The organism is Actinoplanes sp. NPDC023936 (genome assembly GCF_040639325.1).
In the GTDB taxonomy this organism is placed as follows: domain Bacteria; phylum Actinomycetota; class Actinomycetes; order Mycobacteriales; family Micromonosporaceae; genus Actinoplanes.
The window spans coordinates 477,056-496,923 of sequence record NZ_JBEZZR010000001.1 but is presented as its reverse complement, the minus strand read 5'-3'; the positions used below and the strand labels follow the sequence as shown (position 1 = coordinate 496,923).

At 72.6% G+C, this 19,868-nt stretch carries 14 protein-coding genes; 6 read left to right on the top strand and 8 right to left on the bottom strand.

Annotated features, from left to right (window positions below):
• Window positions 1–79: 79 nt before the first annotated feature.
• Together AB0F72_RS02160 and AB0F72_RS02155 are read right to left on the bottom strand one after the other, a co-directional pair.
• Entirely contained in the window at window positions 80–2,026 is a 1,947-nt protein-coding gene (locus tag AB0F72_RS02160) for a metallophosphoesterase family protein (protein WP_360423666.1), read from the bottom strand.
• Window positions 2,027–2,144: 118 nt separating this feature from the next.
• Window positions 2,145–3,332 (bottom strand): HupE/UreJ family protein, encoded by a 1,188-nt coding sequence (locus tag AB0F72_RS02155; RefSeq protein ID WP_360423663.1) that lies wholly within the window; start codon window positions 3,330–3,332, stop codon window positions 2,145–2,147.
• Between the two features lie 115 nt (window positions 3,333–3,447).
• Here AB0F72_RS02155 and AB0F72_RS02150 point away from each other — a divergent pair, with 115 nt between their 5' ends.
• Window positions 3,448–4,101 (top strand): hypothetical protein, encoded by a 654-nt coding sequence (locus AB0F72_RS02150; protein ID WP_360423660.1) that lies wholly within the window; start codon window positions 3,448–3,450, stop codon window positions 4,099–4,101.
• Between the two features lie 64 nt (window positions 4,102–4,165).
• Entirely contained in the window at window positions 4,166–4,651 is a 486-nt protein-coding gene (locus AB0F72_RS02145) for a flavin reductase family protein (RefSeq protein WP_360423657.1), read from the top strand.
• A gap of 1,111 nt (window positions 4,652–5,762) precedes the next feature.
• Here the strand turns inward: AB0F72_RS02145 and AB0F72_RS02140 are convergent.
• The 4 genes from AB0F72_RS02140 to AB0F72_RS02125 are packed head-to-tail and all read right to left on the bottom strand — an operon-like array spanning window position 5,763 to window position 9,315.
• Entirely contained in the window at window positions 5,763–6,788 is a 1,026-nt protein-coding gene (locus AB0F72_RS02140; protein ID WP_360423654.1) for a maleylpyruvate isomerase family mycothiol-dependent enzyme, read from the bottom strand.
• Entirely contained in the window at window positions 6,785–7,381 is a 597-nt protein-coding gene (locus AB0F72_RS02135; protein WP_360423649.1) for a sigma-70 family RNA polymerase sigma factor, read from the bottom strand. Before AB0F72_RS02135 ends, AB0F72_RS02140 begins: the two co-directional genes overlap by 4 nt.
• A 50-nt stretch (window positions 7,382–7,431) precedes the next feature.
• Window positions 7,432–7,851: a hypothetical protein gene (locus tag AB0F72_RS02130; protein WP_360423646.1), complete on the bottom strand. Its 420-nt coding sequence runs from the start codon at window positions 7,849–7,851 to the stop codon at window positions 7,432–7,434.
• A gap of 57 nt (window positions 7,852–7,908) precedes the next feature.
• The gene (locus AB0F72_RS02125) at window positions 7,909–9,315 is read right to left on the bottom strand and encodes a DUF4331 domain-containing protein (RefSeq protein WP_360423643.1); all 1,407 of its coding nucleotides are present in this window, start codon (window positions 9,313–9,315) and stop codon (window positions 7,909–7,911) included.
• Between the two features lie 179 nt (window positions 9,316–9,494).
• Here AB0F72_RS02125 and AB0F72_RS02120 point away from each other — a divergent pair, with 179 nt between their 5' ends.
• From AB0F72_RS02120 to AB0F72_RS02105, 4 genes are all read left to right on the top strand, one after another.
• Window positions 9,495–10,775, top strand: a complete 1,281-nt coding sequence (locus tag AB0F72_RS02120) for a tetratricopeptide repeat protein (RefSeq protein WP_360423638.1) — start codon at window positions 9,495–9,497, stop codon at window positions 10,773–10,775.
• 2 nt (window positions 10,776–10,777) lie between these two features.
• Entirely contained in the window at window positions 10,778–11,935 is a 1,158-nt protein-coding gene (locus AB0F72_RS02115; protein WP_360423635.1) for a HoxN/HupN/NixA family nickel/cobalt transporter, read from the top strand.
• Between the two features lie 113 nt (window positions 11,936–12,048).
• Complete coding sequence (locus AB0F72_RS02110; RefSeq protein ID WP_360423632.1) at window positions 12,049–15,507, top strand: TIR domain-containing protein; 3,459 nt, start codon at window positions 12,049–12,051, stop codon at window positions 15,505–15,507.
• A gap of 17 nt (window positions 15,508–15,524) precedes the next feature.
• Window positions 15,525–15,998 carry a hypothetical protein gene (locus AB0F72_RS02105; RefSeq protein WP_360423630.1) on the top strand — a complete coding sequence of 158 codons (474 nt, stop codon included), beginning with the start codon at window positions 15,525–15,527 and terminating at the stop codon, window positions 15,996–15,998.
• Between the two features lie 8 nt (window positions 15,999–16,006).
• On the opposite strand, the gene AB0F72_RS02100 is transcribed toward AB0F72_RS02105, so the two are convergent.
• Window positions 16,007–19,039 (bottom strand): BTAD domain-containing putative transcriptional regulator, encoded by a 3,033-nt coding sequence (locus tag AB0F72_RS02100; RefSeq protein ID WP_360423627.1) that lies wholly within the window; start codon window positions 19,037–19,039, stop codon window positions 16,007–16,009.
• 281 nt (window positions 19,040–19,320) lie between these two features.
• Complete coding sequence (locus AB0F72_RS02095) at window positions 19,321–19,857, bottom strand: DUF4240 domain-containing protein (RefSeq protein ID WP_360423624.1); 537 nt, start codon at window positions 19,855–19,857, stop codon at window positions 19,321–19,323.
• Window positions 19,858–19,868 lie beyond the last annotated feature (11 nt).

Sequence of the window (19,868 nt, the reverse complement as noted above, 5' to 3'; positions counted from 1 at the left end):
GGCCCAGCGAACGAGACGAAGCTCGACAAACGAGACGAAGCCCGGCAGGGCGGGAGGACCCGCCCTGCCGGATAACGAATCAGCTGCTCAGCGCAGTGATCGTGAGGGTGGTGCGGTAGTTGCCCTTGGCGACGTCGGCCGGGACCTTCAGGTCCAGGTCCGCGCTGAGCAGGGCGGTGCCACGGGCGTGGCCCTGCTCCGCGTAGCCGAGGCCACGCGACTCGGCGAGGCCCTTGCCGTCGGTGCCGAAACCGGACTCGACGGCGGTGCCGGCCTTCGCGCCCGCGCCGGCGGCGGCGACGTACGGGGTCCAGCCCAGGTACGAGCCGGAGAACGTCTTGCCGGCGTCCTTGAAGTCGCCGACGCTTGCCGACAGCGACCACGGGGAGAGCGAGCGCCGGCTGTCCGACACCTTGATCGGGTTGATCGAGCCGGTGGCGGCGAAGTAGTCGCCGTCCTTCTCGACCGCGGTGCCGAGGTCCACCAGGCCGTTGTAGCCGTCGATCGTCCAGCCGAACTCACCCGGCTTGGCGTTCGGGACGTTCACCTGGATGTCCTGGTTGTCACCGTGGTACGGGTGAACCGTCACCTTGTCGACTACCGAGCCGACGCCGCGGGTGTCCGCGGAGTTGCTGCACGAGCTGCCCAGCTCGACCGCGGCGTTCGGGGCCGCGCAGGTGCCGCTGCGGATGTTCTCCACGACCAGCTTGTCGCTGCGGACACCGACCTTGATGTACGACCGGACGTGCTCCTGGTTCTGCACGGAGCTGTACCAGTAGTCGTTCGGCTTCAACGGGTCCGGCCCGTTGGTGCCGCTCGCGTCCGGCTTGGTGATGTCGTAGTACTTCGAGCCGGAGGCGGAGTTGGCCGTCACGTAGAGCACGCCGCCGGGACCGGCGAACACGTCCTCGGCGCCGGGCTTCTCGTCCGGGTTCGCCTTCGCACCGTTCTTGATCAGGTAGCTGCGGGCGTAGACGTGGTCGTGGCCCTGCAGCACCAGGTCGACGCCGAGGTCGGAGAAGGTCTTCGGGAAGTCGTTCCGGCGGACCTTCGCGTCCGAGTCCTTGGCGTGCGCGGCAGCCGAGTAGATCGAGTGGTGGTAGACCAGGACGGTCCACTTCGCCTCGCCACCGTGCTGCTTCACGACGTCGGTCACGTACTGCACGTGCGCCGCGTCACCGCCACCGCCCTGCGAGGTGGCGTAGCTGTTGCTGTTCAGATCGATGAACAGCGTGTCCTTGTAGATGTACCAGTAGTCGCCACCGGACGTGTTGGACGCCGGGTTGCCGTTGGAGTAGTAGGCGCCCGAGCGGTCCGTGTTCGGGGTGAACAGGTGCTGCTCGTACGCCTTGCCGCCGACGTCGTGGTTGCCGATGGTGGCCGCCCACGGGTACTGGCGCAGCTTGTCGGAGGCCAGGAAGGCGCTCCACTGCGCCTCGGTGTTGGCGGTCTCGACCTGGTCGCCGCCGGAGACCAGGATCTCCGCGTTCGGGTTGGCGGCGAGCGACACGTCCAGGGTGTCGGTCCAGCCGGCCTGGTCCTTGGCGAGGTTGCCGGACGCGCCGATCTGCGGGTCGCCGTAGAACAGGAAGTCGTAGTCGCCTTCGAAGTCCTGCGTCTTGAAGGCGTACGCCGCCGACCAGCCGTCCGCCGAGCCCACCCGGTACGAGTAGGCGGTGTTCTCCTTGAGCCCGGTGATCGTGGCGTGCCGGTTGTAGCCGCCGCTCGTGGCGATGTTGGCGGCGCCGACGCCGGCGAAGGTCACGGCGGCCGCCGGGAACTCACCGTTGACGATGTCGGCGGTGGGTGCCAGCTGGACCGACTGGGCGGTGTCGGCCGAGGAGTACCAGCTCACGATGCGCTGGGCCTCGTTGGCGCCGACGCCGAGGACGATGCTGCTCAGCGTGACGGGGTCGGCGGCGAGGGCCGGGGTGGCCAGTCCGCTGCCGAGGGCGACCGCTAATCCGAGGACCGCGGCCGTGGCGCCAGCGGCGGCACGGCGACGGCGGGACAGGTGGGTTCTCATCGGTTTCCGTTTCCTGCTTGATGAGAGAGAACGCTTCCCAATGGGAAAGATGGGAGGCGCGGATCAAGCTCGTCCTGCCCCGTGAACCACCGGTGAACAAGATCAAGATCCCCGGTGCTCAGGAGCCGAAGATCCGCTGGAAGAACCAGATGAGCCCCATCACAGCCACCCCGGCGCAGATCACGTTCGTCACCCATCGACCGGTTCGCGGCGTCCGCCGGCGCAGCATCGCCAGCACCGGGAAGACCAGCAGGATCAGTCCGATCTGCACGGTCTCGATGCCGACGTTGAAGACCAGCAGCGACCAGAGCAGCGTCCACGACCAGGCCTCGTCGATGCCGAGCGCGCCGGCGAAGCCCAAGCCGTGCACCAGACCGAAAAGGAACACCACGGCCAGCCGGATCCACCCCGCGCGGTCGAGACCCAGCGGGCCCGCTTGCGCTTCGATCAATTGCCGGGGGGTACGGGCCAGGTGCCAGCCCGCCACGACGGCGATGGAGAGCGCGATGATCGGTTCGACCACCCGGGCCGGCGCCTCGACCAGGCCGAGCGCCGCCAGCACGAACGTCACCGAGTGCGCCACCGTGAACGCGGTCGCGGCCAGCACGATCTCCCGCAGCCGCCGCGACCCGGCGATCAGCGCCAGCAGGAAGAGGATGTGGTCGATGCCGAGGAGCAGGTGCTCGGCGCCGAGCACGAAGAACTCCCCGAACCGCTGCTGCCAGCTCTGCGCCGTGGAGAAGACCTGGCGGCCGGCGTCGAGCGCGGCGCTGCCGGTCCGGCCGTCGATCTCGTACGTGACGATGGTCTTGGTGTCGCGGACGTAGGTCTCCGCATCCGGGAAGAGCCCGCTGCGGATCTCGTGCTCGCCGGTGCGCTCCCCGCACGTCCAGTCGAGGTCCAGCGTCGCGTAGGGGACCCCTTCCCGCGTACCCATGCGGAACGGCCCGGCGGGAGACGGCGCGCACGCCTGGCCGCCCGCCGTGACCGAGAAGCGCTCGGTGACGTAGCCGACCGCCGCCGCGGTGTGCGCGTTGAGCGCGGCCGCCTGCGCGGTGGCGTCACCGGCTTCGAAGGCCGCGTTGCCCTCCTGGAAGAGCTGGTCGTCGTCGCGGTAGTCGGCGGCCGAGACGACGAAGAGGTCGTACTCGAGCTCCAGCGCGGTCCGGACGTGACCGCTGTCACCGGGACGGACGTCCGCGTAGACGGTCGAGGAGAAACCGTGCGCGAGCGCGGGGCTCGCGATCGAGAGGGCGGCGCCGCTCAGCAGGAGAACGGCGAGGATACGGCGTATTCGCAGTGGCACGGCGGGACACGCTGCACCCGCCGGGTTAACAAGATCAAGATGTTGGGCGAACCGCTGGCGACAACATGATCGCGCCCTTGGCGGACCGGCATCCCGCACGTGTAGGAAAGGACCCGTGCTCCGCCTGCTCGCTGCCTCCCTCGCCGCCGCCGTCCTGCTCACCGGCTGCTCGTCAGCCGACGACTGGTCCGACTCCCGGCCGGTGCCGGCCCCGATCGGCGCCCTCGGCGCGGGCTTCTCCGACCCCTCGTCACCGCCCGCGCCCGAGGCGACCATCACACCTCGCCCCGGCTCCTGGGACGGCGTCCACCCGCCCGAGGACTACCGCGTCGTGCTGCTGACGCTCGGCGCCGACGCGCCCGCGAAGGCCGTGGCCGACGCGGTCCGGTCCTGGGCCACGGCGGAGAAGGTGTCGCTGCGCACCGTCGAGGCCGACGCGGCGCATCCGGTCGACGGCATCGTCGAGGCCATCACGATGAAGCCGGACCTGGTGATCAGCGCCGGGAACGACCTGGTCGACGCGCTGGCCCTGGTCACGGCCAGTCACCTCGACCAGCAGTTCCTGATCGTCGGGGCGGAGATCGCCGAGCCGACCGGCAACGTCACAGCGGCCGACTGGACCGGCGCCGGTTTCCGGGGCGAGGGCCTCGGGTCGCCGTCCGCGTACGACCCGGCGTCGTTCACCCCCGCCCGGTGCGCCTCGGCGGTCCGCGCCGGAGTGGCCGCCGTGCTGCACGGCCTCACCGGGATCGTGGTCTGGGTCGGTTGACCTTCGAGTTGGCGACCGGCGGGTGCTCCGCTTAGCCTCGGATCAGCGGAACAGGAGCACCCACATGACCATGCGATCGGCACTCGAGCCACTACGGCTGCGACGGGTCTTCGGGTCCTTCCCGACCGGTGTGACGGTCCTCGCCGCGATGGTCGACGGGTCGCCCGCCGGCCTCGCGGCGAACTCGTTCGTCTCGGTGTCGCTCGACCCGCCGATGGTGTCGGTCTGCGTGGCGCACACCTCCACCACCTGGCCGGTGCTGCGGCGGGCCCCGCGGCTGGGCGTCAGCGTGCTCGGCGCGCACCAGGAGAACGCCGGCCGCCGGCTCAGCGCCCGGGACACCGACCGGTTCGCCGAGCTGGACTGGCACGCCGGCCCGGACGGCGCCGTCCTGCTCGACGGCTCCAGCGCCTGGCTGGACTGCAGCGTCGAGCGCGAGATCCCGGCCGGCGACCACGACATCGTGTTGCTGCGCGTGCACGACCTGGACGCCGACCCCGACGTGCCACCGCTGGTGTTCCACGGAAGCCGGTACCGCCGACTGGACTGACCCTGTTGGCTGAACCCGCCGCCCGGTAGTGCGCCGATGCGGCCGCGTGTCACGGTCGGTCGCCGGTTACCGTGGAGTGCCGTGGCTCTGCGTGATTCTGCAGGGCCCGGGGCGTCCGGGGGTTCCGTGAAGCCCGACGTTTACCGTGGATGCCGGCACGCTGGGTGACTACGGTTCGTGCTGACGGGCGGTCCGGCCTGGTTGTCGGCGGGGCCCTCGGCGGCGATGGTGCGCCCCGGGAACGGTGCCGGTTCGGGAGCACTGACCCTGCTGGCTGATTGAGGAATCCGTCTACTTGCGGAAACGTGGGTATGACCGCCGGTGACCAGTCGCCAGGCCGTCCCCCTAGGCCAATAGATCTTCGTTGACGGCCCGGCGGAGCGTAGGCCAGAGCGGCTACCCGAGCTTGATCACATGCCAGAGCTACGGCCGGGCGACGCCAGCCGTAGACCAGAACGGCTACCCCAGCTTGATCACATGCCAGAGCTACGGCCGGGACGGCGCGCTCCAAGATCGGGGAGACGGAGGTGCAGGTGCGAGATGCCAGCCTTAGGAGGCCAGCGCGGGGTAGTCGGGACACTCGGGGCACGAGGCCCAGGCGGCGCGGATGCCGCCTCACGACAGCCGCGTAGGCCGAATATCTGCTGGTAGCGGAGTTTTCTCAATTAGCCAGCGAGGTCAGCACTGACGATCAGCCGGACCAGCCGGACCCCACCGCTGCGGCAACGACGCTGAGCACCAGCCGGACCAGCTGGACCCGCTGGTCGTGAGTGCTGTCCTCGGCTGGCGTGGATCGTGGAAAGGCGTGGTCCGGCTGGCGCTCAGTGCTGTCCCGACTGGCCGGTGAGAACTCTGACAGCCAGCCGAGCAAGATGAGCTGGTCACCAGTGCTGCCGGGTGCCTGTTCCGAGAGCACTGAGCGCCAGCCCGCCCGCACCGCTCCACGATCGACAACTGGGGGCGCCCATCGCACATCCGGCAAGTCGACGACTCCTCGATTAGCCAGCAAGGTCTGGGCTGATCGCCGGCCCGGTCCTCACACGAGCGGGCCGCACCCGAGCGGGCCTCACACGAGCGGGCCTCACACGAGCGGCCCGCCCGCGACCGGGCCTTACGGGACGGGCGCCATCGCGGGCACCGCGGCCAGGAACTCACGCGCCAGCGTGACGTCTCCCGCCACCTCGGCGCCGATCCGGTCCGGGTCGCGGCGGGCGCCGGCCAGCCGGCAGAACTCGACGACGTCGACTGTCACGGTGGCGGCCGGGCGAGCCACCACGGGGACCGTGTCCGGCAGGGAGAGCGGCACCGTCCACGTCCCGCCGCCGTCACCGGTCAGGTCGAGCCGGACCAGTTGATCGTGGTGTGCCGTCAGGCGGCGGGTCAGGACGCCGGGCAGCGACCGGACCGCGAGGTCGGTCATCGGGTGCAGATGCTCCGGGAGCGGCGGCACGGTCGGCCGCCCCACCGCGGCGGCGATGTCCTCCCGGTGTATCCACGTCTCGAAGGCCCGGGCCAGCAACGCGTCGGTCACCGGGAACGGGCGGCCCATCGTCACCGTCGCGGGCGCCGGGTGCTCCCGCAGCGCACGGCACACCGCGTCGGCCTGCGCGCGCCACGAGCGCCGGGTCTCCTCGGCGGGACGTCCCCGCTCGCGGCGCAGGACGGCGGCGGTGCGGGCGGCCAGTCTCTGGCCCGGCTCGACCGGTGGCTCGACCGGCAGTCCCAGCCCGGCGGCGATCAGGGAGTCGGTGGCGGCCAGGTGCGCGACCAGGTCGTGCACGGTCATCTCCTCGTACGCTGCGGTCCGCCGCCAGCGCTCGGCGTCGAGGCCGGAGAGCAGCAGGTCCAGCGCCGCGACCTGGGCGGCGTACGGCGCGGCGAACGCCGGTGCGGCCGCCGCCGGTCGTCGCACCCGCCGGGCGGACGAGAGCAGCCGGGCCGTCGAGCCGGGTGACTGCCGCAGGTCGTCACCGGCCAGGCCGGCCGCGACCTCCCGCAGCTCACCGGCCTCGGCCGCGCAGGCCGGACAGGAGACCAGGTGTGCCTCGACGACCTCCGCCTCGGCCGTGGAGCAGGCGTCCAGCGCCCATGCCCCGATGAGAGGAAGGACCGTCTCATGGCTGTCCGTGCCGGTCATTTCTCCTCCCCCTCCTGGTGGTGGGCGCCTCCCAGCGCCACGGCCAGCCGGCGCAGTCCCTCACGCAGCTGGGATTTCGCGGTGCCCTCGGGCAGGCCGAGCACTGTCGCGACCTCACGGTAGGTGTGGCCCTCCAGATATGCCAGGGTGATCGCGCGGCTCAGGTGTTCGGGCAGGGTCCGCAGCGCGTGGCCGAGCCGCTCGGCCGCGTCGGCGTCGGAGACCTGGTCACCGACCGGGTCGCCGCGGCTGACCGCGCCGGCGTACAGCCGGCCGTCCAGGGACCTCCGGCGGTGCGTCTCCTCCCGGCGCACCAGATCCACCGCGCGGCGGTGTGCCATCATCGCCAGCCAGCCGCGCAGGCTGCCCCGGTCCGGCTCGTAGTCGAACGGGCGCTGCCAGAAGGCGAGGAAGACCTCCTGGGTGACGTCCTCGGCGGCACGGCCGTCGCGTGTCACCCGGGCGGCGATCGTGTGGACAAGGGACTCGAATCGCTCGTACAGATCGATGAACGCCGTTTCGTCACCGAACACGAGCCGATCGCGCAGCCTCGCGTCGTCGCTGGCCGCACCGGTGGAACGCTGCTGTTGCAAGGCGCTCACCCCCACGTCGGCCTCACTCTAGGCTCGTGCGGCCGACGGTGTCATCCGGCGCTGACGCATGTTCTCTCCAGCGCGGCACGGGCGGTCTCCACGTCGTGCAGATATCCGGGCTCGGCCGTCCTGCTGTCGAGCCGCAGACGGAGGTAGCCGAGCGACAGGACCACGGCCGCCATCGGCTCGCGCACCTCGGCGGGCGCGGCCGGCCGGAGCGTGTCGAGCCGCTCCTGCACCCGGCGCAGCTCGGTGCGGTCGGCCGCGGTCAGCGTCGTGACGTCATCGGCGTGGGTGAGGCGGGCCAGGGTGCGTACCGCCTCGGCGGCGTCCCGGCAGGAGCCGGGCCGGAACTGTTCCACCGCCGGCAGCACCAGCCGCGGCTCGGCCGGGGCGGTCCACCTGACGACGGCCAGGGCGGCAGATGCGATCACGACAGCCGCGCCCGCCAGGAGAATGGGTCGCTTCACTTCGGGTTTCCTTCCCGGGGCGCCACCGCGGTGGCGCCCCAAGTCGTCCGGCCGTGGTCAGTTCTGGTTCACCGCGATCACGTTGGGCAGCGCGACGTAGGGGAACGTGCCGCGGAACGCCCGCGCGTTGGTGTCCACCGCGTCGCCGAGTCCGTCGACCGCCGCCGGGTGGTTCGGCAGCAGCACGCCCTCGGCCACCCGCAGCGTGACGTCGGTGACGTCATCGGCCAGCCGGCGCCCGTTCGGGAACCCGGCGTTGTCGCCGCCGAGCACGCCCAGCCGGTTCGGCGTCGCGGACGGCGGGACCGACATGTTCAGCCGCAGCTGCTCGCTCGGCACGAACGTGGCCGGATCGACGTCACGGTTGAGCCGCTGCGAGTTCAGGTCGACCGCTACCGGCCCGCAGGCCTTGCACAGCCCGGTGAGGAACACCTCGACCAGGTCCTGCCGGGGTGTGGCCGGCGCCGGGATCTTGTAGATCGCCTCGACCAGGCGCGGCACCTCGGGGTTGGTGACGAACTGCGCGAACTTGCCGTCGTTGCGGGGCGCTGTCGCGTTGAACTCGTCCTTGCGCCCGACCGGGATGACCACCTCGTTGACCAGCGGCATGCCCAGGCGGGACACCTGCTGCCAGCCGCCGTACCGGTTGCGGTTGTTGAGGGTGTCGACGACCTCGATGCGCTGGCGTGACGTGGTGGACCAGACGCCGACCACCGGGTTGCGGGTCGCGTCGCCGCCGAGCGCCAGCACGCTCTTCGGCACCTGGATGGCGAGGGTGTTGGCGTTGTAGCCGCCGACCGTGTCCTGGCCGACCTCGGAGAAGTCCCCGCCGTAGAGCAGGTCGAAGATCCGCAGGTCGAGGAAGAACGGGTCGTCGGCCTGCCCGGCGAAGGTCTGCCCGCCGCCCGGCAGCGGGGTGATCGCCGCGTTGGCGAGGCTCGCGTAGTTCGGCATTGACGCGTTGCCGACCCGGGACGGGGCGACGCGGCCGTTGTTGATCAGGGTGGTGCTGCCCGACTCGGTGATCGCCTCGAGTTTGTAGGTCTGACGGTAGTTGAGGTCGGGGTCGTCGAGCGTGGTGACCACCCCGGTGTTGTAGAGGAACGTGTTCTTGCTGCGGTAGTTGTCGGTGAACGTCCACCGGTAGATCAGGTCGGCGCGGGCGTCACCGTCGTTGTCGATGTTGATGTCGTAGGCGGCGTCGCTGGCGAACGGGTAGAAGTTCGGGCCGCCGTTGGGCTCCTCGAACGGCACCCAGTTGGCGAGCATCGTGACAGTGTTCGGGGCGTCCGGGCTGACGAACGCGTACACGTCGGTGTTGTCCAGCTGAGGCTCGCCGGCGACCAGCGGCGCCTCCCGGTGGCTGGACGCCTGCGTGACGGCCGGCGCCAGCGACGCCACGCACGCCGCGGCGGTGAGCGCCGCGGCGATGCCGAGCGCCGTCCTGCTTGAGCGTTGAAGCATGAGGTCCTCCTCCACTTCAGCCGGTGCGGCCCGGGTGGGCCGCGGTGGCTGTCGGACCTCATTCGCGTACCGGCCGCGGCCGGATGTGCCGAGTCACGTTGGCGACATCGGGCCATCCGGAACGCCGCCTGCCGCGAACCCCCTCATCGACGACATCCGCTGTCCTCTGGGAGGTTCACATGCGCCGCGTGATGACGCTCATCGCGGTCTCGGTGCTCGGCGTCGCGCTGGTGGTCGCGGCCGGCGCCCTGCTCGCGCCGTCCGGGGATCCGGCGCCGGCCCGGCCGGCCGCCGCCCGGGGCACCGATCCGATCACCGCGGCCCAGCACCGGCTCCAGCGCCTGCCGCGGGACTGGACCACCTGGGCCGAGCTGGGCATGGCGTACGTGCAGCGGGCCCGCTCCACCGGGAACCCGGCCGACTACCCGCTCGCGGAGCAGTCGCTGGACCGGTCGCTCGAGATCCGGCCGGACCGGAACGCGGCGGCGCTCACCGGCATGGGCGCGCTGGCCGCCGCCCGGCACGACTTCCCGGCCGCGCTGCGCCACGGCCGGGCCGCTATCGCTGTCGATCCCTATCAGGCCGCCGCGATCGGTGTGGTCGCCGACGCCCTGACCGAGCTGGGCCGCTATCGGGAGGCGTTCGAGGCGATCCAGCGGATGGTGGACCTGCGACCGGACACTGCCGCGTACGCGCGGGCCTCGTACTCCTGGGAACTGCGCGGCGACCCCGGCCGCGCGACAGGCGCGATGCGCCGCGCCCTGGACGCCGCGTCCGCCACCCCGGACATCCTGTTCGCGCGGTACCACCTCGGCGAACTCGCGTTCGGGACCGGCGACCTCGCCGCCGCGGCGGCGGAGTTCGAGCAGGGGCTGCGGCTGGCGCCGGAGAACGCGCCGCTACGGGTGGGCCGGGCCCGGGTCCACGCGGCTCGCGGGGACACCGCGACAGCGGTCAGCGAATACCGCGCGGTCGTCGCGGCCGACCCGAGCCCGGCCTACGCCACCGAACTGGGTGACCTGCTCAGCGCGCTCGGGCAGGACACCGCCGCCGCCGAGCAGTACACCCTCGCCGAGGCGGGCTGGGCCACTCAGCGCGGCGGCGGCGTCCCGCCCGAGCCGGACGCCGTGCTGTTCGCCGCCGACCACGGCGACCGGGCTGCCCTCGGCCGCGCGCGGCAGCTGTACGCCGCCCGCCCCAGCATCGCCGCCGCCGACGCGCTGGCCTGGGCGTTGCGCGCCGCGGGCCGGCCGGCCGAAGCCCTGCGCCGGGCCGACGAGGCGCTCCGGCTGGGCAGCCGCGACGCGCTCCTGCACTACCACCGCGGAATGATCCTCGCCGATCTCGGCCGGGACGAGCCGGCCCGTGCCGCGCTGACCACGGCGCTGCGCCTGAACCCGCATTTCTCGGTCCGCCACGTGCCGCTGGCGAAGGCCGCGCTCACCTCAGGGAGAAGGTAGACATGTCAGACATCGCGATCAGCTTCCGCAGCAGCCTGACCCGCCGGGACCGGTGGTCGCTGGGCGGGATGACGAGTGTCATCGTGCTGTTGCACCTGCTCGGGTTCGGGATGCTGTTCGGCGTCGTCGTGCCGCGGCACCTGCCGCTCGGCGGCGATCATCCGGTGTTCACCGTGGGCGTCGGCGTGCTGGCGTACACGTTCGGCCTGCGGCACGCCTTCGACGCCGACCACATCGCCGCTGTCGACAACACCACCCGCAAGCTCATCCAGGACAACGCGCGGGCCGGCGGCGGCCGGCAGCCGCTCTCGGTCGGTTTCTGGTTCTCGCTCGGGCACAGCACCATCGTGTTCACGCTGGCGATCCTGCTGCCGCTGGGCGTGCGGGCGTTCGCCGGCCAGGTCCAGGACGACGGCAGCGGCCTGCACTCGGTCACCGGTGTCATCGGCGCCTCGGTGTCCGGCGTATTCCTCTGGATCCTCGCCCTGCTCAACCTGGCCGTCCTGGCCGGCGTGCTCAAGGTGTTCCGCGGCATGCGCCGGGGCCACTACGACGAGCAGGCGCTGGAGGACCACCTCGGCCGGCGCGGCCTGCTGAGCAGACTGCTGCGCGGCCTGACCCGGTCGGTACGCAAGCCGTGGCACATCTACCCGATCGGCCTGCTCTTCGGCCTCGGCTTCGACACCGCCACCGAGGTCGGCCTGCTCCTGCTGGCCGGCGGCGCGGCCGCGTTCCACCTGCCGTTCGCCGCGATCCTGGTGCTGCCGGTGCTGTTCACCGCCGGCATGTGCCTGATGGACACCATCGACGGCGTGTTCATGAACGCCGCGTACGGCTGGGCGTTCGCCCGGCCGATCCGCAAGGTCTTCTACAACCTCACCATCACCACGATCTCGGTGGCCGTGGCGCTGATCATCGGCACCATCCAGCTGAGCGGCGTGGTCGCCGGCCAGGCGAACATCACCTCAGGCCCGCTGGCCGCCATCGCCGCCGTCCCGCTGGACTACGCCGGGTACGGCATCGTCGCCCTCTTCGCCCTGTCCTGGGTGGCCGCGATCCTGGTCTGGCGACTGGCCCGGATCGAGCAACGCTGGCCCGCCCCGGCCGACCGGCACGATGAGGGCCGGGCATCCACGGGGGAGAATGCCCGGCCCTCATAGATCAAAGCACATGGGACGGCCGGCCGCCACGCGGCACGCCCAGCGGCTTTACCGGTGCGTCGGTGACATGGAGAATCGGTCCCCGCCGCCCACGCCGACCGCCGGGGACAGTCATGCCGTTCGATGGTTTCATCTCCTACAGCCATGCCGCCGACGGACGGCTCGCGCCCGCTGTCCAGCGCGGCCTGCACCGGCTGGCGAAACCCTGGCACCGGCGCCGCGCACTGTGGATCTTCCGGGACCAGACCGGGCTGGCGGTGACGCCCAAACTGTGGACCTCGATCCAGGAGGCGCTGGACGGCTCGAAGCACTTCGTGCTGCTCGCCTCCCCGGAGGCGGCCGGCTCGCCGTGGGTGAACCGGGAGATCGAGCACTGGCTGGCGACCAAGTCACCGGACCGGATCCTCCCGGTGGTCACCGACGGCGAGTGGACCTGGGACCCGGCGGCCCGGGACTTCACCGCCGGCTCGACGGCGGTGCCGGCGGCCCTGCGCGGCGTGTTCGCCGAGGAGCCGCTCTACCTGGACCTGCGGTGGGCTCGCGACGACCTGCACCTGAGCCTGCAGCACATCCGGTTCCGCGACGCCATCGCGCAGCTCGCGGCGCCGATGCACGGGGTGAGCAAGGACGAGCTGGAGGGCGAGGACGTCCGGCAGCACCGGCGGGCCCGGCGGTTGTCGGCGGCCGCGGCGGCGGCGCTGGTGGCGCTGGCCCTCGTCACGTCGCTGACCGGGCTCGTCGCGGTGCGCAACGCCGACCGGGCCAACGCCGCGGCGACCGAGGCCCGCGCGCAGCAGCGCGAGGCGTCGCAGCAGCGCAGCACCGCCGAGCGCGCCACCGAGGAGTCGCAGCGGCAGCAGGCCAACGCCCGGGCGCAGGAGGAACGGGCCCGAGCGGCGACCGGCGAGACCCGGCGGCAGGAGGCGCTCGCGGTCCAGCAGCAGACCCTGGCCGCCACCGCCACCGCGGAGGCCGAGCGGCAGCAGATCCTGGCCGAGAACGCCGCCACCGAGGTGAGACTGCAGCAGGCGCTGGCCGAGGAGGCCGCCGCCGAGGCGAAGCGGGAGCAGGCCAACGCCGCGCGGTACCGGCAGGACGCCGCACAGGAGAAAGCCGGCGCCGAACGGGAGAAGGCGAACGCCGCGCGGCAGCAGGACCTGGCGGAGGACGCCGCCGCCGAGGCCGAGCGGCAGAAGGCCAACGCCGAGCGGCAGGCGGCGAACGCCCGCCGGCAGCAGGCGCTCGCGAACCAGGCGACCGCCCGGGCCGAGGAGCAGGAACAGATCGCCGAGCAGCACCGCGAGCTGGCCCGGCAGGCCGAGGAGGAGCGCAAGCGGCAGGAGAAACTGGCCCGCGAGGCGGCCGAGGAGGCCCGCCGGCAGCGGGAGGCGGCGGCGGCGCAGCAACGCCTCATGATCAATCAGCGGTTGCTGGACCGGGCCCGCGCGATGATCCGGGACGATCCGAGGAAGGCCCTCATGCTGGGCGTTGCCGCGCAGCGCCTGACGGACGACGAACAGACCCGCGAGCAGCTCAGCCACCTCGCGATGGCGACCAGCCACGCCGGCGCGATCAGCGAGGTGATCGATGTCGCGGCGGTCGGCGAGCGGCTGACCGCGACCTCCGCCGCCGACCGGACGATCTCCCTGTGGGACACGCGCGACCCGGCGAAACCGGTCCGGCTGAGCCGGCTTCCGGCGCCGTCCGCCGGTTCGCCGATCTCGCTGGAGGCCGGCCCGGAGCAGACCCTCGCGGTCTTCGACGGAGGCTCCGAGGCGACGGTGTGGAGCATTTCCCGACCCACCCATCCGGTACGGGGACAGAGGCTCACCGACCCCGCCGGAATCGTGGCCGTCACGTTCAGCCCGGACGGGCACACCGTCGCCACCAGCAACGCGGACCGGAGCACCGTTCTGTGGGACGTCACGGGCGCGCAGCCGGTCCGGCTCGCCACGCTGCCGGACGCGTACCCGCTGCGGTTCGGCCCGGACGGGCGGACGGCCTTGACCAGCGGCGACGCGGTCACCGTCTGGGACCTGGCCGACCCGGCCGCCCCGGTGCGACGCTCCACGATCAGCGTCGGCTGGGGTGACGAGGTCGTCGACGCGAAGATCGCGTTCCACCCGGAGCTCCCGATCGTCGCGGTCCAGGGACCGTCGGGTTACGTGTACCTCTGGGATTTGATCGATCCGGCCAAGCCGCGGCAGGGCGCCTCGGAGCGCGCGGTGCGGGGCGACACCGCCCTCAGCACCCTCGGGTTCAGCCCGGACGGGAACATGCTGGCCTTCGGGGACTCGGACGGGCGCACCGCGGTCTGGAGCTTCGACTACGACAACGAGTGGCCGACGCTGCTCGCGCTGATCGCCGACCTGACCGCCCGCGGCGGCCCGGTCCGGGCGATGACCTTCAGCCCGGACTCCCGGACCTTGACCACCGCGGGCGACCACCGCACGGCGACGATCTGGTACGTCAAGGGCCGGTACGCCCCGGAGCCGATCACCACGCTTCCCGGCCCGATCCCCGCGCGGGTGATGGGACTCGCGTTCGGCCCGGACAACCGCACGCTCGTCACCGCGGGCCGGGACGGGACCGGGGTGACCTGGGACCTGACCGACCCGGCCGCCCCGGTCCGGCACGGCGACCGGACGCTGCGCACCGGCAAGGTCGAGGGGATGGCCCTCAGCGAGGACGGCCGCACCCTGGTCGTGGCCGGCCCGGACAACGTGGTGACGGTGCTGGACACCACCCGGCCGGCCGAGCCGGTGCCGCTGGCCGAGTTCGCCGATCCCGGCGCGGGCCCCGCCGACCTCGTATGGGCGATGGCGCTCAGCGCGGACGGCCGTACCCTTGCCGTCGGTCACGGCAAGGGCAAGATGACCCTGTGGGACCTGACCGACCGGAAACAGCCCGCCAAGTTCACCGAGCTTCCGCTGCGCGACATGCTGTCCTCGGTCGCGTTCACGCCGGACGGGCGCACGATGGCCGCCGGTGAGGGATCCAACGTGTCGATGTGGGACGTCACCGATCGGGCCGCCCCGGTGCGGCTCACCTCGATACCGCTCGCCGACTACATCGGTTACCACGCGAACTCCCTGGAGTTCAGTGCCGACGGGCGCACGATGGCGGCGGCCACCACCGACACCGGGACCGTCATGTTGTGGGACGTCGCCGACCTGGCCCAGCCACGCCGGATCGCCACCCTGACCGGCCACGTCGGCTACGCCCTCTCGGCGTCGTTCAGCCCGGACGGGCGCACCCTGACCACGGCGGGCATGGACAACGCCCTGATGCTGTGGGACATCAGCGATCCGAGCACCCCGGTCCGGTACGCCATGATCAAGGGCCCGGACACGCAGACCTTCCACACGGCGCTCAGCCCGGACGGGCGCACCGTGGCGGCCGGCGGCCACTACGGGCTGCCGACCAAGAACGTCACGCTCTGGGACGTCACCGTGCCACCGGAACTCGCCGCCGACCCGGCCGGCGGCGCCTGCGCCCTCAGCGGCCGGGGGCTCAACGCCGGCGAGTGGGCCCGCTACATCCCCGAACTCCCCTACCGGGCCACCTGTTGAGCGGATCGGGGGCGGATGTGCGATTCGGTGTCACCGGCCACCGGGCGCTCCCGCCGGTCGTCGCCGGTCATGCGGCGGACCACTGGCGCCGGGTGCTGCCCGCCGGTGGCGGCCTGCACGGGGTGTCGAGCCTCGCGGACGGCGCGGACCAGCTCTTCGCCGCCTGCGTGCTGGCGGCCGGCGGCACCCTCGAGGCGGTCCTGCCGTGTGCGGACTACGCCTGCTCGCTGCCCGAGGACGACAGCCGGGCCCGGTTCCACGACCTCCTGCGCGCGTCGGCGACGGTGGTCACGATGCCGTACGCCGAGCCGTCCGAGCAGGCGTTCCTCGCGGCCGGCCAGGCGCTGGTGGACCGCTGCGACCACCTGTTCGCGGTCTGGGACGGCCTGCCGGCCCGCGGACTGGGCGGGACGGCGGACGTGGTCGCGTACGCCCGGGCCCGCGGGCGGCCGGTGACAGTGCTCTGGATCGACGGCGTGATCCGCGATTAGAGCCGTCCCTAGCCGACGCTGACCACGGGGGCGGCCGGCACCTCCAGCTCGGTGAAGATCCGTCGGGCCTGGTCGAGGTGGGGCCCGGCGCCGTCGGCATCGCCGGAGTCGCGCAACGCCGCGGCCACGCCGTCGTGGGCGCGCGCCTGCTCGTACCGATCGCCGATCTCCTCGGCCAGGGCCAGCGCCTGATCGTGCTGGGCCCGCGCCTCGGCCGTCTCCCCGGCGGCGAGCAGCACCTGCCCGAGGTCGTTGAGCGCCTCGGCCTCGCTCGCCCGGTCGCCGATCCGCCGGTGCAGGACGAGCGCGCGGCGCAGGTGACCGGCGGCCTCGGCGAGGCGGCCCCGGCGGGCGTCGATCCCGGCCAGATCGGTGAGCGCGTACGCCTCCGCGGTCCGATCACCGGCACTCCGGACCGCGGCGAGGCTCTGCTCCAGGCGGGCCGCGGCCCGGTCCAGCGGCGCGGCGCGCTGCGGCAGCCGGGCGAGCAGCGACAGCACGTACGCCTCACTGAACCGGTCGCCGAGCGTGACGTACAGATCCAGCGCCGCCGCGAACCGCCGCGCCGCCTGCGTCTGGTCGCCCAGCCGCGCGTCCACCAGCCCGAGCCGGACCAGCGCGTCGGCCTGGCCGGCGGCGTCGCCCAGCCGCTCGTACACCGTCCAGGCCCGCCGGTAGTGGTCCGCGGCTCGCCGGTAGTCACCCAGCCGCCAGTCGACGCTGCCCAGGTTGCGCAGCACCGGCGCCTCGGCCGCGGGCTCGCCGAGGTCGGTGTAGAGGACCAGCGCCTGCCGGTAGGTGGCGGCGGCCTCGTGCAGCCGGCCCTGCCGCCGGTGCAGCCGGCCCAGGTTGGAGAGCGCCCGCGCCTGCGCGTCACGGTCGCCGAGGGCCCGGGCCGCGCACACCGCGGACGTCGTGACGGCTGCCGCCTCGGCGACCGGGCCGCCCGCGTCGAGGTAGCGGAACAGGGTCCCGGCCAGCGCGACGGTGTGCCGGTAGAAGCCGTGCGCCGCGCCGTACGCGCAGAGCGCGGCGAGGTTGGGCCGTTCCGCCTCGATCCAGGCCCGGGCGGTGTCCGGGTCGCCGGTCGCCGGGATGCCGTCCGGGTACAGCGTGGCCATGGCCGCGCCCGCACCGGTGAGGTAGTGGTCGAACAGCCGGGTGAGCGCGGCCCGCCGGTCCGGTTCGGCGTCGTGCCGGGCGGCGAGCTCGGCGGCGTACGCGCGGAGCAGGTCGTGCATCCCGTACCGGCTGCCCGGCCCGGCCTGGACCAGGCTGGCCCGGGTCAGCACGCCGAGCAGCCGCCGCGCCTCGCCGGCCCGGGTGCCCGCGTCGATCAGCGCGGCCACGGCGTCGACGTGCGCGGTCTCCCCCGGATGCAGTCCGAGCAGCCGGAACGCGCGGGCCGCGTCGGCGGGCAGGTTCTGGTAGGACCAGGAGAACACCGCCCGGACCTCGGCGCGCGGGTCGCCGCCGGCGTCCAGCAGGTCGAGCCGTACCTGGTGGTCGCCGAGTTCGGCGACGAGCTCGGCGAGCGGCACGTCGGCCCGCTCGGCGGCCAGCTCGGCGGCGATCCGCAGGGCCAGCGGCAGCCGGGCGCACGCCGCGGCCAGGTCGGCGGCGGCCGCCGGCTCCCGGTCCACCCGGGCGCCGATCAGCTTGCGCAGCAGCCCGACCGCGTCCGGCAGCGGGAGCAGATCCAGGTTGACCCGCTCGGCGCCGTGCACGGCCACCATGCCGGGCAGCGAGTCCCGGCTGGTGATCAGCACGAGGCACGAACCGGTGCCGGGCAGCAGCGGCCGAACCTGCTCCACCGAGGACGCGTTGTCCAGCAGCACGAGCATCCGGCGGCCGGTGACCTCGGACCGGTACCGGCCGGCGCGTTCGTCGGTGCCCGGCGGGATCTCCGGCCCGCGCACGCCGAGCGCGGTGAGGAACCCGGCGAGGGCGTCCGCGACCGCGACCGGCTGCTCGGCGTCGTAGCCGCGCAGGTTCACGTAGAGCTGCCCGTCCGGGAACGCGTGCCGGACGTGGTGCGCCCACCGGACGGCCAGCGCGGACTTGCCGACCCCTGCCGTACCGGAGAGAAGCGCGACGGTCAGCGGCGGCTCGCCGCCGCCGGGCGGCGCGAGCAGGCGGTCCAGAGCGGCCATTTCTCCGGTACGGCCGGTGAACGCCCGCACATCGGCCGGGAGCTGCGTGGGTACCGTCGTCGCGGCCCCCGCCCCGGCCGGCCGGTTCTCCCCGATCGGCCGGTGCTCCGCGGCCGGCACCGCGATGGGCCCGTCCCCCGCCGGCGCGGCGAGTTCGGGATCGGCCACCAGGATCTGCTCGTGCAACCGGCGCAGCGCGGCGCCCGGATCGCTGCCCAGCTCGTCGGCGAGGCGGTGGCGGATCCGCCGATACTGCTCGTCCGCGTCGGCCTGACGCCCGCACCGGTACAGCGCGAGCATCGCCTGCCCGGCCAGCCGCTCGTCCAGCGGATGCTCGGCGACCGCGGCGGTCAGCCCCGGCAGCAGCTCACCGTGCCGGCCCAGCCGCAGCAGCACGTCGTTGCGGTCCAGCTCGGCGGCGAACCGCTCGCCGAGCAGCGTGCGCCGCATACCGTCCAGCCACGGCGTGTCCAGACCGGCGAACGGCTCACCGCGCCAGAGGCCCAGCGCCTGCCCGATCACGTCGGCGGCGGCCCGGTCCGACCGGGCCGCCCGGCCCTCGGTCAGCAGCCTGCGGAACCGGTGCAGGTCCACGGCCTGCGGATCCGTGGTGAGAAGGTAGCCGCCCGGCTCCCGCCGGATCTCCGCACCGTCCACACCGGAGATCGCTCGCCGCAGCCGGGACAGATAGCTGTAGAGCGCGCCGGCGGCCCGCTGCGGTGCCCGATCGCCCCAGACCCGGTCCATCAGCTGGTCCACCGTCACCGGCCGGCCGGCCTCCACGAGCAGCACGCTCAGCACACACCGCTGCCGGGCATGCCCCAGATCGACCGGCGCCCCGCCGATCCGGGCCTCCACCACGCCGAGCACACCGAACTCCGCCGCCAACTGACCTCCGCACGCCCATCACCGAAAACCCGCGACCAGGGGATTCAAGAAATCCACAAGAGCCGCTACGAGTCTCCCACGTTTCGCACAAGGTCCTGCAGCGAGTATTGACACCGTTGCAGGGGGCACAGGTCGCTCTCGCCCGGTTACGCACCGCGTTACGGGGGAATCGGGACGCCACAGCCACCACGGCGCGAGCGACCTGCCCTGCGACAAAAGCCAGCAGTCGCGCTGTCCGAACAGCCGGGCCACCTCTCGCTGAGACGATCGTTCCGGACGGGTCAGCGCAGTTCAGGGGTGCCGAGTTCCGGGTGCTGGCGCCGGAAGACCGCCAATCGCGGAAACTGCTGATTCGTGACGGCCTGATTGGCGAGGTCCACATGCTCGCCGAGCAAGTCCTCGGGGCCGTCCGGGTCGTATCCCAGCGGCCAGGCGCCGCTGACGATGATGTGCGCCTCCGTAGTGAATTCGCCGAACCACGGAGCACGGGCGTTCGTCGCATCTGACGCGAGTTCGACGAGGGTGTCCGGATCCTCGATCGTGCGCTCGACCACCGCTCGCCCGTGCGAGATGATCCAGTCCTGAACATGAGGCAGATCTTCTTCCTCGACCACACCGAGCAACAGGCAGATCGCGTCAGTCACCGGCCACGTGTATAGGCGAGATCTCACCTTCTCCCACAGCTGGACGAAGTCGACGACCTCGGTTGCGCTCAGCACACGGAGACGGCGAAACAGGAGACGCGAGGTGAGTTCGGTGTCGTTTCCGCTCTCCTGCCGGCACGCGGCGACGAGTTCCCATAGCGTGCTCTCGTCCACAGTGCTGCTGC